This is a genomic window from Hydrogenophaga sp. RAC07, assembly GCF_001713375.1.
In the GTDB taxonomy this organism is placed as follows: domain Bacteria; phylum Pseudomonadota; class Gammaproteobacteria; order Burkholderiales; family Burkholderiaceae_C; genus Hydrogenophaga.
The window spans coordinates 1,708,980-1,722,910 of sequence record NZ_CP016449.1 but is presented as its reverse complement, the minus strand read 5'-3'; the positions used below and the strand labels follow the sequence as shown (position 1 = coordinate 1,722,910).

The window sequence follows — 13,931 nt, the reverse complement described above, 5'->3', positions numbered from 1 at the left end:
AGGACCGTTTTTTGCGTTGGAAGCGTGGCGCTTGATCAGCCCTGAGGACGCACAGCCGGGCGTGCAAGCTCGGTCTGCACCTCGACCCAACGACGCACACGCTCGGCGTCCTGCAGGCGGCTCAGCTTGCCGGTGGAGTCCAGGAACACCATGATCAGTTGACGACCCGCCACCTTGGCCTGCATCACCAGGCAGCGACCGGCTTCGGAGATGTAGCCGGTCTTCTGCAGACCGATTTCCCACTCCGGATTTTTGATCAGGCGGTTGGAGTTGTTGTAGTGCAGCGTGCGACGGCCCAACTCGACTTCGTGACCAGGCGAGGTGGACAGACTCCGCAAAATCGGCCGGTCGTGCGCCACCGACACCAGCGTGGCAAGGTCGCGCGCGCTGGACTGGTTCAGGCTCGACAAACCCGTGGGCTCAACATAACGGGTGTCGGTCATGCCGAGCTGCTTGGCTTTGGAATTCATCAAGCGCACGAACTCGCTCAGACCACCCGGGTAGGTGCGTCCCAGCGCATTGGCCGCCCGGTTCTCGCTCGACATCAAGGCCAGGTGCATCATTTCGCCGCGCGACAAGGTGCTGCCCACCGCCAGCCGCGAACTGCTGCCCTTGTAAGTGTCGACGTCGTCCTGGGTGATGGTGATGGGTTCGTTCATGTCCAGGTTCGCATCGGCGATCACCAGACCGGTCATGAGCTTGGTCAACGAAGCAATCGGCAGCACGGCCGCGTCGTTCTTGCTGAACAGCACTTCGTTGGTTTCCTGGTCAATGACCAGCGCGACGCTGGAGTTGAGGTCCAGGCGGTCGCTGCTCGTGCGCAGACCGAGTTGCTCGCCCATGGACAAGCGTGCCGGTGCGGCCACGCGCTCCACGGCGGATTTCACATTCTTCCGGCTCTGGCTTCGAGCGGCCAGCTGGCGGACGGTGGGTTTTTTGCCCGAAGCCATTTGAACCTTGACGCGCGATGAGCTCGTTTTGGCGAGAACTGCCTGTCTGGTGCTGCTCTTGGCCGCCACCACTTTGCGGGTGGGACTCTTGGCCGATGCGGATGTGCGTTTGGCCGGCGCCTTGGCGGACGTCGACTTATGCACTTTTTGCGTCTTGGCGACCTTGGCCGCACTGGTGGCTGCGCTCACCACGGTGGGCAACACGCTCATGCCCACCCAGGCGACGACTGTGGCCGCCAGAACCAGTTTTCGAATGCGAACAACGCCTTGGATCATCACTTCACTCCAGCAACAGGAATTGCGCTGGAGTGAAGTGTATGCACAAAGAAAAAAACTAGCAATATCAATTGCTTGGGAAATTCTCTTAAATGATCGGTCGAACAGGTGCTACTTTTGGTGTCATTTCCAAGGATCAAGACACAGTTTGTCCCAAGCCATTGATTTGAAACAACTTATCCTTGAGCCGCAACCCGGTCGAACTTGCTGTGCAGTTTGTTCAAGGCACTCAAGTAGGCTTTGGCGGAGGCCACGACGATGTCGGGATCGGCCCCCACACCGTTGACGACCCGCCCGCCGTGCTGCAAGCGCACTGTCACCTCACCTTGGCTCTCGGTCGAACCACTTGTGATGGCATTGACCGAATAAAGCACCAACTCGGCGCCGCTCTTGACGTGGTTCTCGATGGCCTTCAGCGAGGCATCCACCGGGCCATTGCCGTCGCTCTCGACCTGCACCTCCTGGCCATCCGCCGTGAACACGACGCTGGCATGCGGGCGCTCACCGGTTTCGCTGCGCTGCTTGAGCGACACGAGACCGTACTGCTCCTTCTCGGCGGTCACGCTCTCATCGCTGCACAACGCCAGAATGTCCTCATCGAAGATCTCGCTCTTTCGGTCGGCCAATTCCTTGAAGGCCGCGAACGCGGTGTTGATCTCGCCTTCGGACTCCATCTCGATGCCCAGATCCTGAAGGCGTTGCTTGAACGCATTGCGGCCACTGAGCTTGCCCAGCACGATCTTGTTGGCAGCCCAGCCCACGTCTTCGGCACGCATGATTTCGTAGGTGTCGCGCGCCTTGAGCACGCCATCCTGGTGGATGCCGCTGGCGTGCGCAAACGCGTTGGCGCCCACCACCGCTTTGTTGGGCTGCACGACAAACCCCGTGGTCTGGCTGACCATGCGGCTGGCCGGCACGATCTGCGTGGCGTCCACGCCCACATCAAGGCCAAAGTAGTCGCGCCGCGTGCGCACCGCCATCACGATCTCTTCGAGCGAGCAGTTGCCGGCGCGCTCACCCAGGCCGTTGATGGTGCACTCCACCTGCCGCGCGCCGCCGATCTTCACGCCAGCCAACGAGTTCGCCACGGCCATGCCGAGATCGTTGTGGCAATGCACGGACCAGATCGCCTTGTCGGAGTTCGGCACACGCTCACGCAAGGTGCGGATGAAGTCGCCGTACAGCTCGGGCACGGCGTAGCCCACGGTGTCAGGGATGTTGAGCGTGGTGGCGCCTTCCTTGATCACCGCTTCCAGCACACGGCACAAATAGTCCATGTCGCTGCGGTAGCCGTCTTCGGGGCTGAACTCGATGTCGTCCACCAGGTTGCGCGCAAAACGCACCGACTGCTTGGCCTGCTCCAGCACCTGCTCGGGTGTCATGCGCAGCTTCTTCTCCATGTGCAGCGCGCTGGTGGCAATGAAGGTGTGGATGCGGGCGCGTTGCGCACCCTTGAGCGCCTCGGCGGCCCGCGAGATGTCGCGGTCGTTGGCGCGGGCCAGCGAACACACGGTGGAGTCCTTGATCACATCGGCAATGGCCTTGACGGACTCGAAATCACCGTTCGAACTGGCGGCAAAACCGGCTTCGATCACGTCCACCTTCAGGCGCTCCAACTGGCGTGCGATGCGCAGCTTTTCGTCCTTTGTCATGGACGCGCCAGGCGACTGTTCGCCATCGCGCAAGGTGGTGTCAAAAATGATCAGTTTGTCGCTCATCTCAATGCTCCAGTGGGATGCCTCGTGGGCAGCGCTTCAAAAAACCCGCAGTCCAAAACAAAAACGGCCCGCTGCGGGTGCAAACGGGCCGTTGTAAGGGAATCGCTCTCGCGTTACCGAACCTGCCCGTGAAGGACACCCAGTAGTAGCGAGATCGAAAATTTGGACATGTGTGGCAATGTAGCACAAAGCCCTCTCACAGGGCCATTGGCATTGGTGATCGGGCCGATGCGCAACTCAATCGTCGTGCAGACCACGCTCGTCTGGTTCGTCGGTGGACGTGCTGATCACGCTGGTCGGGCGTCCCTTGGCCTTGCGCCAGAAATACACCGCATAGCCCGACAAGCCGTAGACCACAAACAGACCGAACAGCACAGTGGGCGGATGGATGTTGATCACCGCGATGGCCAGCGCCACCAGCACGATGGCCGCGAACGGCACGCTCTTGCGCAGGTTCAGCTCCTTGAAACTGTAGAACGGCACGTTCGTCACCATGGTCAGGCCGGTGTAGAGCGTGAGGGCGAACATGAACCAGGTCACGTCCTGCGCTGGAATCTCGAGCTCGGTCATCAGCCAGATGAAACCGGCGACAAGGGCGGCGGCAGCGGGCGACGGCAGCCCCTGGAAGTAACGCTTGTCCACCACGCCGGTGTTGACGTTGAAGCGCGCCAGGCGAAGGGCGGCGCAGGCGCAATACACGAACGCTGCAATCCAGCCCCAGCGGCCCAGGTCCCGCAGAGTCCATTCGTAGGCAATCAGAGCAGGCGCAGCGCCGAAGGACACCATGTCGGAAAGCGAGTCCATCTGCTCGCCAAAGGCACTCTGCGTGTTGGTCATGCGGGCCACACGACCGTCCAGGCTGTCGAGCACCATGGCCACAAAGATGCCCACCGTGGCCAGGTCGTAGCGGCCGTTCATGGCCATCACCACCGAGTAGAAACCGCCGAACAAGGCTGCCAGCGTGATCATGTTGGGCACCATGTAGATGCCTTTGGAACGCTTGGGCCGGTCTTCGTGGTGGGTGTGCTGGGGGTCTGTACCGTCGTGCATGGGGATGTGTTTGGAAGGGTGCCCGAGGACACCCTTGCATGGTGCAAAGGTGCAGTGTACGGCAGTGACCTGGCATGCAAAAACGACAAAGGCCACCGAAGTGGCCTTTGCAGAAGCTGCAACTCGCCGGGGCGAGCGTGCCTACATCAGTTGCGCGTCTGATCCACCAGCTTGTTCTTGGCAATCCAGGGCATCATGGCGCGCAGCTGGGCGCCGACCACTTCGATCTGGTGATCGGCGGTCAGGCGACGACGGGCCGTCATGCTCGGGTAGTTGGTGCGGCCTTCGGAGATGAACATCTTGGCGTACTCACCCGACTGGATGCGCTTCAAGGCGTTGCGCATGGCTTCGCGGCTCTGGGCGTTGATCACTTCAGGACCGGTCACGTACTCGCCGTACTCGGCGTTGTTCGAGATCGAGTAGTTCATGTTGGCAATGCCGCCTTCGTAGATCAGGTCCACGATGAGCTTGAGCTCGTGCAGGCATTCGAAGTAAGCCATCTCGGGCGCGTAGCCGGCTTCCACCAGCGTCTCGTAGCCCATCTTGATCAGCTCGACCGCGCCGCCGCACAACACGGCCTGCTCACCGAACAGGTCGGTCTCGGTCTCTTCCTTGAAGTTGGTCTCGATGATGCCGGCCTTGCCGCCACCGTTGGCCATGGCGTAGCTCAGCGCGAGGTCACGGGCCTTGCCGCTCTTGTCCTGGTGAATGGCGACCAGGTGGGGCACGCCACCACCCTGGGTGTAGGTGTTGCGCACGGTGTGGCCGGGGGCCTTGGGCGCGACCATCCACACGTCCAGATCGGCACGGGGAACGACCTGGTTGTAGTGCACGTTGAAGCCGTGGGCGAAGGCGAGCGACGCGCCCTGCTTGATGTGGGGCGCCACGTTCTGATGGTAGACCTCGGCGATCTGCTCGTCGGGCAGCAGGATCATGACCACGTCGGCCGATTTCACGGCGTCATTGACTTCCATCACGGTCAGGCCGGCTTTGCCGACCTTGTCCCACGAGGCGCCGCCCTTGCGCAGGCCGACCACGACCTTGACGCCGCTGTCGTTGAGGTTCTGTGCGTGTGCGTGGCCCTGGCTGCCGTAGCCCAGGATGGCCACGGTCTTGCCCTTGATCAGGGACAGGTCACAGTCTTTGTCGTAGAAAACTTTCATGGGTTGCTCCGGTTGAAATGTGTTGTTCGGGGGAAGTGAAAACTGGGGGATTGTCTTACACGCGCAGGATGCGCTCGCCACGCCCGATGCCGCTGGCACCGGTGCGCACCGTCTCGAGGATGGCGGAGCGGTCGATGGCTTCCAGGAACGCGTCGTTCTTGGTCTGGTCGCCCGTGAGCTCGATGGTGTAGCTCTTCTCGGTCACGTCGATGATGCGGCCACGGAAGATGTCGGCCATGCGCTTCATCTCTTCGCGCTCCTTGCCCACCGCGCGCACCTTCACCATCATGAGCTCGCGCTCGGTGTAGGAGCCCTCGGTGAGGTCCACCACCTTCACGACTTCGATCAGGCGGTTGAGGTGTTTGGTGATCTGTTCGATGACGTCGTCCGACCCGGTGGTCTGGATCGTCATTCGGGACAGGCTGGGGTCTTCGGTCGGCGCCACGGTGAGCGACTCGATGTTGTACCCACGGGCGGAGAACAGGCCGACCACACGGGACAGGGCCCCGGGTTCGTTTTCCAGCAAGACAGCGATGATGTGTTTCATGTTCGATTCCTCTTTTCGCCGCCCTCCCCCGCGCACGGTAATGCGCAGGCTTGGCGGGCAATAGATTCGTCTGAGGGGATGAAGCAACGGCAGGCCGCCGCTTCGCGGGGGATCAGAGGTCTTCGGAGCCCAGCAGCATCTCGGTGATGCCCTTGCCGGCCTTGACCATGGGGAAGACGTTCTCGGTCGGGTCGGTGCGGAAGTCCATGAACACGGTGCGGTCCTTGAGCTTGCGCGCCTCGCGAAGAGCGCCTTCCACGTCCTGCGGACGTTCGATGAGCATGCCGACGTGGCCATAGGCCTCGGCCAGTTTCACGAAGTTCGGCAGTGCGTCCATGTAGCTGTGGCTGTAGCGACCTTCGTAGTCGATTTCCTGCCATTGGCGAACCATGCCGAGGTACCTGTTGTTCAGCGCCACGATCTTGATCGGGGTGTTGTACTGCAGGCAGGTCGAGAGTTCCTGAATGCACATCTGCACCGAGCCTTCGCCGGTCACGCAGAACACCTCGCTGTCGGGCTTGGCGAGCTTGATGCCCATGGCGTAGGGAATGCCCACGCCCATGGTGCCCAGGCCACCCGAGTTGATCCAGCGGCGCGGCTCGTCAAAGCGGTAGTACTGCGCAGCCCACATCTGGTGCTGACCCACGTCGGACGTGACGTACGTGTCGGCGTCCTTGGTCATGTTCCAGAGCGTTTCCACCACGTACTGCGGCTTGATCACGTCGGTGTTGCCACGGTCGTACTTCAGGCAGTCCTTGGAGCGCCAGGTCTCGATGGTGTCCCACCAGGCGGCCAGCGCCTTGCCGTCGGGCTTGGTGGCGCTCTCGCGCACCATGTTGATGAGCTCGGTGAGCACATCCTTCACATCACCCACGATCGGCACATCCACTTTCACGCGCTTGGAAATGCTCGACGGGTCGATGTCGATGTGGATGATCTTGCGTTCGTTCTGCGCGAAGTGCTTGGGGTTGCCGATCACGCGGTCGTCAAAGCGCGCGCCCACGGCCAGCAACACGTCGCAGTTCTGCATCGCGTTGTTGGCTTCGATCGTGCCGTGCATGCCCAGCATGCCGAGGAACTTGCGGTCCGATGCCGGGTAGGCACCCAGGCCCATCAGCGTGTTGGTGACCGGGTAGCCGAGCATGTTCACCAGCGTGCGCAGCTCTTCGGTGGCGTTGCTCAGCAACACGCCACCGCCGGTGTAGATGTAGGGCCGCTTGGCCGCCAGCAACAGCTGCAACGCCTTGCGGATCTGACCGCCGTGACCTTTGCGCACCGGGTTGTAGGAGCGCATCTCGACCGACTCGGGATAGCCGGTGTAGGGCACCTTGTTGAACGACACGTCTTTCGGGATGTCCACCACCACGGGGCCGGGACGGCCGCTGCGCGCGATGTGGAAGGCCTTCTTCATCACCATGGCCATGTCGCGCGCATCCTTGACGAGGAAGTTGTGCTTGACGATGGGGCGCGTGATGCCGACGGTGTCGCATTCCTGGAAAGCGTCCAGGCCGATCGCGGCTGTGGGCACCTGGCCGGTGACGATCACCATGGGGATGCTGTCCATGTAGGCGGTGGCGATGCCGGTGATGGCATTGGTGACGCCGGGACCCGAAGTGACCAGCGCCACGCCCACGTCGCCGGTGGCACGCGCATAACCGTCGGCCGCGTGAACGGCCGCCTGCTCGTGGCGCACCAGCACGTGCTGGATGGTGTCCTGCTTGTAGAAAGCGTCGTAGATGTGCAGCACAGCACCGCCGGGGTAGCCCCAGATGTACTTGACGCCTTCGGCCTGGAGGGCCTTGACGAGGATTTCTGCGCCGCGGAGTTCTTGGGTGGCGGTGCCGGTGGCGGCAGCGGCCGAGGCCAGTTCGGCCTTGTTGATTTCCATGATGAACCTTTCGAGAATTTCTCTGACGAAATACCTTGGGTGCCTCTTGACCAACCCTTGTGGGGTGGTGTCGAGACTTGAGACCAGTGGACATGAGCGGGCACATACCCCGCCGGACCCTGATCCGTTTGCCGTGTTTTGAAGTGCAGCGCGAATTATCGCACTGCAACACGGGCTTGCGGCTGTGGCCTGGACCGAACGCCCTGAAAAAGTGCAAGCCATGACCGCAATGAGACAATTCAGCCCTGCGCCCCTCGGGCCGAACACCTCACTTCTGCATGTCCGCCACCCTTTCCGATCCGTCCCGCTCCCCCGATGCAGCGTCTCCACCCGAGCTCATGGCGCCTTCGTTGCGCCGGCGCATGGCCTGCTGGCTGTACGAGGGCACCTTGATGTTCGGCGTGGTGTTTCTTGTCGGCGTGCTGTTCACCACCAGCTATCTGCTGTCCTCGTTCACCCAATCCGGCAATGCGCTGGACAACCGCTACCTGCAACAAGCCCTGGTGTTCGTGGCCTTCGGCATTTATTTCGGCTGGTTCTGGGCCAAGGGCCAGACCCTGGCCATGAAGACCTGGCACATCCGCGTGGTCGATCGACACGGCAACGCCTTGACGCAGGGTCGCGCCCTCTGGCGCTACGTGCTTTCGTGGCTGTGGCTGCTGCCACCACTGGCCGTGGCGGGGTGGCTGCAACTGTCGGGGCAGCAACTCTCCGTGCTGCTCGTCGGCTGGGTCGTCATCTGGGCGCTGCTGTCGCGCTTTCATGCCCAGCGCCAGTTCCTGCACGATGCGCTGGCGGGCACCCGCCTCGTGCACTTCAAGCCGGTGGAAGACACCAGCAAACCCCGACGCTGGTGGAGCTGAAACCGTGAGCAACCCTCCCGAGCGTGAACCGGTCAATGCGCAAAAGCTCCGCACAGGCGCGTCCCGCATGTGGCACGCCTTCGGCTATTCGTTGGCCGGCTTGCGTTCCGGCTGGGGCGAGACCGCGTTCCGCCAGGAGGCGCTTGCTGCCGTCGTGATGGTCCCGTTGGCGTTCTGGCTCGGACAGTCCTGGGTGGAAACCGCCCTGCTCGCCGGCTCGGTGATGCTCGTGATGATGGTCGAGTTGCTCAACACCGGTATCGAGACCGCCATCGACCGCATCGGCCCGGAGTGGCACGACCTCTCCAAACGCGCCAAGGACATGGGCAGCGCTGCGGTATTGCTCAGCCTGCTGCTGTGCGCGGGCATCTGGCTGGCGGCGGCCTGGGCCCGCTGGCATTGAACCAACCAGACACGCCATGACAATGCCCGCCTTTTCGCTGTGTGTTTATTGCGGCTCCCGACCTGGAGCCACGCCTGCCTTCGCAGACACGGCACGCGCGGTCGGCCGATGGATCGGCGAACACGGCGGCCAGCTGGTGTACGGCGGTGGGCGCAACGGCCTCATGGGCATCGTGGCCGACGCCACCATGGCGGCGGGTGGCCAGGCCGTCGGCATCATTCCGAAAGCGCTGGTCGAGCGGGAGTGGGCGCACCACGGTTGCACCGAACTGCATGTGGTGGACAACATGCACGAGCGTAAACGGATGATGGCCGACAAGGCCGACGCTTTCCTGGCTTTGCCCGGTGGCATCGGCACGTTTGAAGAATTTTTTGAAGTCTGGGCCTGGCGCCAGCTGGGCTACCACGACAAACCAGTGGGCCTGCTCAACGTGGCGGGCTACTACGACGGCTTGATGGCCTTCATGCGCACCGGGGTGGAGCAGCAGTTCATGAGCGATGCCCAGATGGAATTGATCCGTGTCGGCAGCGATGTTCACGACCTGCTGCCTGAGCTCGTGCAGGCCGCCGGCATGGCGCCGCAAGCCCGCATCGAAGCGATCTAGAACCCGGACCGGGTCAGACCGCGGTTTCGTCTTCCTCGCCGGTGCGGATGCGCACCACACGCTCGACCGAGGTCACGAAGATCTTGCCGTCGCCGATCTTGCCGGTGCGCGCCGCCCGGATGATGGCGTCGACGCAGCGTTCCACGTCGTCGGTCTTCACCACCACCTCGACCTTCACCTTGGGCAGAAAGTCGACCACGTATTCGGCGCCGCGGTAGAGCTCGGTGTGGCCTTTTTGCCGACCGAAGCCCTTGACCTCCGTCACGGTGAGACCGGTCACGCCCTGCTCGGCCAGCGCCTCGCGCACCTCTTCGAGCTTGAACGGTTTGATGACGGCGGTGATCTGTTTCATGCAATGTCTCCAGGGCGGGGCTTGTGGGAAGGTCGTTCCCGATTCATTATGCCCAAGGCCCTCGGCGCTGTTCGTACACTGCGTGCTCAACCCGGACGCACGCTCATGAATACCCACGCCCTGCCCCACCACGTTCCCGTCACCGTCGCGTACCGCGGCGGTCATCCCGAAAACATCCACCATGGTTCGCTGGCCGTGGTGAACGCGCAAGGCCAACTGCTGGCCAGCGTGGGCGACGTGGAGTCGCCGCTCTTCACACGTTCGTCGCTCAAGCCCTTTCAGGCCATGCCGCTGATCGCGCATGCCGCCGAACGTTACGAACTCGGCGACGCCGACGTGGCCCTGCTGTGCGCCAGCCACAGCGGCGAGCCGATGCACGTGGAGCGCGTCGCGGCGCTGCTGGCCAAAATCGGCGCGGGAGAATCCAGCCTGGCGTGCGGCAGCCATGTGCCCTTCTTCTTCGGGGTCAACGGGATCCTGCCGGAGCCCGGTGCCCGCTTCAACCGGCTGCACCACAACTGCTCGGGCAAACACACCGGTATGCTCTTGCTGGCCCACGCACTCGGAGCACCGCAAGGCGGCTATCTCGACAGCGGGCACGCGGTGCAGTTGGAAATCGCCCGCAGCGTGAGCCACTTTTCGGGCGTGCCGGTGGACCAGCTCGTGCGCGGCACCGACGGCTGCAGCGCGCCCAATTACGCCCTGCCCCTGCGCTCGTTGGCGCACGCCTTTGCCCGCCTGACGCTGGAGGAACTTGACCCGGTCTACGGCAAGGCACCGCTGCGCATCGCCCGCGCCATGAGCCGGCATCCCGAGCTGGTGAGCGGCCAGGGCCGAAACGACCTGGCGCTGATGCGCGCCGGACGTGGCGACTGGGTGAGCAAGGTGGGGGCCGACGGCGTGCAGGTGCTCGCGAGCTTCAGCCGCGGCATCGGCATCGCGGCCAAGGTGAGCGACGGGATGTTGCCGCCCTTGATGGTTGCCTTCGTCTCGGCCATGGAGCAGCTGGGCTGGCTTGATGACGACAGCCGCACGGCCCTGGCCAGCCTGATCCCCCCGCCCCTGAAGAACGCCGCCGGCATTGAAGTCGGCGAGATGCGCGCCGTGCTGCAACTGCGCGCGACCTAAGCTCTGTATTTGCTGGTGATGGGATAGCGCCAGTCCTTGCCGAAGCTGCGGTGGGTCACGCGGATGCCCACCGGCGCCTGGCGGCGCTTGTATTCGTTGATGCGGATCAGGCGCACGACCTTGTCCACGTCCGCGCGATCAAACCCGGCGGCCACAATGCTGTCGGGGCTCTGGTCGTTCTCCATGTAGCGCTCGATGATCGCATCGAGCACCTCGTAGGGCGGGAGGCTGTCCTGGTCGACCTGGTCGGGCCGCAACTCGGCGCTCGGCGGGCGCACGATGATGCGTTCGGGAATCGGGTTGGCGCCAGTGCCATACGGGTCGTGCGCATTGCGCCAGCGAGCGAGCTTGAAGACCATGGTCTTGGCTACGTCCTTGATCACCGCAAAGCCGCCCGCCATGTCGCCGTACAGCGTGCAGTAGCCGGTGGCCATCTCGCTCTTGTTGCCGGTGGTCAGCACGATGCTGCCGAACTTGTTGGACAAGGCCATGAGCAGTGTTCCGCGGATGCGCGCCTGCAGGTTCTCTTCCGTCGTGTCCTCGGGCAGGCCGGCAAACTCGATGGCCAGGCTGGCCTTGAAAGCCTCGAACTGTGGCGCGATGCCGATCTCGTCGTAGCGCACGCCCAGGCGCGTGGCCATGTCGCGCGCGTCGATCCAGGAGATGTCGGCCGTGTAGGGCGAGGGCATCATCACCGTGCGCACGCGGTCCTTGCCGAGCGCATCCACTGCGATCGCCAGCACCAGGGCCGAGTCGATGCCACCCGACAGGCCGAGGATGGCGCCGGGAAAGCCGTTCTTGCCCAGGTAGTCGCGCACGCCCAGCACCAGCGCGTGCCACAGGTCGGCCTCGGGGCTGTGCGCGCGGTCGGTATCGGCGGTGATCTGCCAGCTCGCACCCTGCCGCAAGAAGGCAGCGTCGAACAGTGTTTCTTCAAAACTCACCGCACGACCGGCCAAGGCGCCGTCGGCCGCCAGCACGAAGCTGCGGCCTTCGAACACGATCTCGTCCTGACCGCCCACCAAATGCGCGTACACCAGCGGCAGGCCGGTGGCCTGGCAACGCACGCGCATGGCGGCTTCGCGGTCGCCGCCCTTGCCGGCGTGGAACGGCGAGGCGTTGATGACCGCCAGCACCTCGGCACCCGCCGCTTTTGCATCCGCCGCGGGTGCGTCGAACCAGGCGTCTTCGCAGATCAGCAGGCCCACGCGCACGCGCTGGCCGTCGCTGCCGGCCACGTCGAACACGCAAGTCTCGTGACCGGGAACGAAGTAGCGGCGCTCGTCGAACACCTGGTAGTTGGGCAGCTCGCGCTTGGCGTAGGTGTGGGTCACGGCGCCGGCGTGCAGCACGCTGGCGGCGTTGTGCAGATGGGCCACCGACACGCTGCGTTCGCGCCGCTGGCCGGCGGCCACTGCGGGCCTTGCCGGGTGTCCCACCACGATGTGCAGGCCTTTGAGGTGGGCTGTGCCGGTCGCCACGGTTTTGAGGGCATCATCACAGGCATCGATGAATGCTGGCCGCAAATACAGGTCTTCGGCGGCGTAGCCGCACAGGGCCAGCTCCGGGGTCAGCAGCAGGTTGACTCCGCGGGCGTGGGCGGCTTCGGCGGCATCGATCATCTTCCGGGCGTTGCCCGCCATGTCGCCCACCACAAAGTTGAGCTGGGCCACGCAAATGGAAAGAGTCATGGGGTCTGAAATCGTTGCGAAATGGGCCTTGCGCTCGCTGTGTGTCGGAGCTGCAGGTGGGTGAAATCGATTATGTCACCCGGGTCTTTTCGTCCCCGTCGCAGATCGCAGAGTCCGCATGGAACACCCTGCTGGCGCAGGAAGCCGACCCGAGCCCGTTCATGCGCCACGAATACCTGTTGGCCATGCACGAGAGCGGAAGCGCGAAACCCCGCGCGGGCTGGCAAGCGCAGTTCATGACGCTCTGGCGAGGCAACGAACTGCACGCCGCCTGCCCCATGTACCTCAAGAACAATTCCTACGGCGAATACGTGTTCGACTGGGCCTGGGCCAACGCCTATGCGCAGAACGGACTGGACTACTACCCCAAGGCACTGGTGGCGGTGCCGTTCACGCCGGTGCCGGGCGCGCGGTTGCTGGCGCGCGACGCGGCGGCTCGCGCTGCCTTGGTGAAAGCACTGATCCAGCAGGTGCGCGACGAGGACTTGTCATCGGTCCACCTGCTGTTTGCACAAGCACAAGACGTGAAGGCGTGCGAAGACGCCGGCATGATGCTGCGCCACACGGTGCAGTTCCATTGGACAAACGAAGCACTTTCCGCCGAGGGCCTGCCCTCACCCTTCAAGAGCTTCGACCATTTCCTCGCCAGCCTCCAACAAGAAAAACGCAAGAAGATCCGCCAGGAGCGGCGCAAGGTCGCCGAGGCGGGTGTCACGTTTCGCTGGTCGCGCGGCGCCGATATCTCGGATGCAGACTGGGACTTCTTCTACCGCTGTTACGAGCGCACCTACCTCGAACACGGCAACGCGCCCTACCTCAACCGCGACTTCTTCCGGCGCATGGCGCAGACCATGCCGCAGCACTGGCTGCTGTTCGTGGCCGAGCGCGAAGGGCAGGCCATCGCCTGCAGCCTGATCGGCATCGACGAGGTGCAACGTGTGGCGTATGGGCGCTACTGGGGCGCGCTGGAGCGCGTGGATTGCCTGCACTTCGAAGCTTGTTACTACGCGCCGCTGGCCTGGTGCATAGACCACGGCTTCCAGCGCTTTGAAGGGGGCGCCCAGGGCGAACACAAGATGGCGCGCGCCCTGCTCCCGGTCAAGACCACCAGCGCGCACTGGCTGGCCCACCCGTCGTTTGCCGATGCGGTGCAGCGCTTCCTGGAGCGCGAGAACCAGGGCATCGGCCAGTACATGGACCACCTCGCCCAGCGCACCCCGCTCAAGACAGGCCTCGCCGTGCGGGACGTGGCCCCACCCGTGACCGAACTCTGATCCGTCGGTCTGGCTAAACTCGGT

General features: G+C 63.6%; 13 protein-coding genes. 5 read left to right on the top strand and 8 right to left on the bottom strand.

Going from position 1 to position 13,931, the window contains the following annotated elements; genetic code table 11:
• Positions 1-35: 35 nt before the first annotated feature.
• The 6 genes from BSY239_RS08040 to BSY239_RS08015 all read right to left on the bottom strand — a co-directional run bounded on the left by BSY239_RS08040 (position 36) and on the right by BSY239_RS08015 (position 7,592).
• Entirely contained in the window at positions 36-1,151 is a 1,116-nt protein-coding gene (locus tag BSY239_RS08040; RefSeq protein ID WP_442905797.1) for a serine hydrolase, read from the bottom strand.
• 251 nt (positions 1,152-1,402) lie between these two features.
• Positions 1,403-2,944 carry a 2-isopropylmalate synthase gene (locus tag BSY239_RS08035; RefSeq protein WP_069046380.1) on the bottom strand — a complete coding sequence of 514 codons (1,542 nt, stop codon included), beginning with the start codon at positions 2,942-2,944 and terminating at the stop codon, positions 1,403-1,405.
• A gap of 237 nt (positions 2,945-3,181) precedes the next feature.
• Positions 3,182-3,994: a CDP-diacylglycerol--serine O-phosphatidyltransferase gene (gene pssA, locus BSY239_RS08030; RefSeq protein WP_069046379.1), complete on the bottom strand. Its 813-nt coding sequence runs from the start codon at positions 3,992-3,994 to the stop codon at positions 3,182-3,184.
• Between the two features lie 146 nt (positions 3,995-4,140).
• Complete coding sequence (gene ilvC, locus BSY239_RS08025; RefSeq protein ID WP_069046378.1) at positions 4,141-5,157, bottom strand: ketol-acid reductoisomerase; 1,017 nt, start codon at positions 5,155-5,157, stop codon at positions 4,141-4,143.
• Between the two features lie 55 nt (positions 5,158-5,212).
• Positions 5,213-5,704, bottom strand: a complete 492-nt coding sequence (gene ilvN, locus BSY239_RS08020; protein ID WP_056274670.1) for an acetolactate synthase small subunit — start codon at positions 5,702-5,704, stop codon at positions 5,213-5,215.
• A gap of 112 nt (positions 5,705-5,816) precedes the next feature.
• Positions 5,817-7,592, bottom strand: coding sequence for an acetolactate synthase 3 catalytic subunit (locus BSY239_RS08015; RefSeq protein ID WP_069046377.1), 1,776 nt, complete (start codon positions 7,590-7,592; stop codon positions 5,817-5,819).
• A 362-nt stretch (positions 7,593-7,954) separates the two neighbouring features.
• Here BSY239_RS08015 and BSY239_RS08010 point away from each other — a divergent pair, with 362 nt between their 5' ends.
• The 3 genes from BSY239_RS08010 to BSY239_RS08000 are packed head-to-tail and all read left to right on the top strand — an operon-like array spanning position 7,955 to position 9,462.
• Positions 7,955-8,455 (top strand): RDD family protein, encoded by a 501-nt coding sequence (locus tag BSY239_RS08010; RefSeq protein WP_069048866.1) that lies wholly within the window; start codon positions 7,955-7,957, stop codon positions 8,453-8,455.
• A gap of 4 nt (positions 8,456-8,459) precedes the next feature.
• On the top strand, positions 8,460-8,858 hold the full coding sequence (locus BSY239_RS08005) for a diacylglycerol kinase (protein WP_069046376.1): 399 nt from the start codon (positions 8,460-8,462) through the stop codon (positions 8,856-8,858).
• Between the two features lie 16 nt (positions 8,859-8,874).
• A complete protein-coding gene (locus tag BSY239_RS08000) occupies positions 8,875-9,462 on the top strand; it encodes a TIGR00730 family Rossman fold protein (RefSeq protein WP_069046375.1) in 588 nt (195 codons plus the stop codon).
• Between the two features lie 13 nt (positions 9,463-9,475).
• Here BSY239_RS08000 and BSY239_RS07995 read toward each other — a convergent pair whose 3' ends face one another.
• Entirely contained in the window at positions 9,476-9,814 is a 339-nt protein-coding gene (locus tag BSY239_RS07995) for a P-II family nitrogen regulator (protein WP_069046374.1), read from the bottom strand.
• Positions 9,815-9,919: 105 nt separating this feature from the next.
• Between BSY239_RS07995 and BSY239_RS07990 the strand changes: the two genes are divergently transcribed.
• Complete coding sequence (locus BSY239_RS07990; protein ID WP_069046373.1) at positions 9,920-10,942, top strand: asparaginase; 1,023 nt, start codon at positions 9,920-9,922, stop codon at positions 10,940-10,942.
• Here BSY239_RS07990 and BSY239_RS07985 read toward each other — a convergent pair.
• Positions 10,939-12,633 (bottom strand): NAD+ synthase, encoded by a 1,695-nt coding sequence (locus tag BSY239_RS07985; protein WP_069046372.1) that lies wholly within the window; start codon positions 12,631-12,633, stop codon positions 10,939-10,941. The genes BSY239_RS07990 and BSY239_RS07985 overlap by 4 nt on opposite strands.
• A gap of 56 nt (positions 12,634-12,689) precedes the next feature.
• On the opposite strand from BSY239_RS07985, the gene BSY239_RS07980 reads away from it, so the two are divergent.
• Entirely contained in the window at positions 12,690-13,907 is a 1,218-nt protein-coding gene (locus tag BSY239_RS07980) for a GNAT family N-acetyltransferase (protein ID WP_069048865.1), read from the top strand.
• Positions 13,908-13,931: the final 24 nt, after the last annotated feature.

Excerpts from the sequence above, each read along its gene's own strand:
- BSY239_RS07995 (WP_069046374.1), bottom strand. The coding sequence starts at position 9,814 with ATGAAACAGATCACCGCCGTCATCAAACCGTTCAAGCTCGAAGAGGTG.
- ilvC (WP_069046378.1), bottom strand. The coding sequence starts at position 5,157 with ATGAAAGTTTTCTACGACAAAGACTGTGACCTGTCCCTGATCAAGGGC.
- ilvN (WP_056274670.1), bottom strand. The coding sequence starts at position 5,704 with ATGAAACACATCATCGCTGTCTTGCTGGAAAACGAACCCGGGGCCCTG.
- pssA (WP_069046379.1), bottom strand. The coding sequence starts at position 3,994 with ATGCACGACGGTACAGACCCCCAGCACACCCACCACGAAGACCGGCCC.
- BSY239_RS07985 (WP_069046372.1), bottom strand. The coding sequence starts at position 12,633 with ATGACTCTTTCCATTTGCGTGGCCCAGCTCAACTTTGTGGTGGGCGAC.
- BSY239_RS07990 (WP_069046373.1), top strand. The coding sequence starts at position 9,920 with ATGAATACCCACGCCCTGCCCCACCACGTTCCCGTCACCGTCGCGTAC.
- BSY239_RS08000 (WP_069046375.1), top strand. The coding sequence starts at position 8,875 with ATGACAATGCCCGCCTTTTCGCTGTGTGTTTATTGCGGCTCCCGACCT.
- BSY239_RS08010 (WP_069048866.1), top strand. The coding sequence starts at position 7,955 with ATGGCCTGCTGGCTGTACGAGGGCACCTTGATGTTCGGCGTGGTGTTT.
- BSY239_RS08035 (WP_069046380.1), bottom strand. The coding sequence starts at position 2,944 with ATGAGCGACAAACTGATCATTTTTGACACCACCTTGCGCGATGGCGAA.
- BSY239_RS08015 (WP_069046377.1), bottom strand. The coding sequence starts at position 7,592 with ATGGAAATCAACAAGGCCGAACTGGCCTCGGCCGCTGCCGCCACCGGC.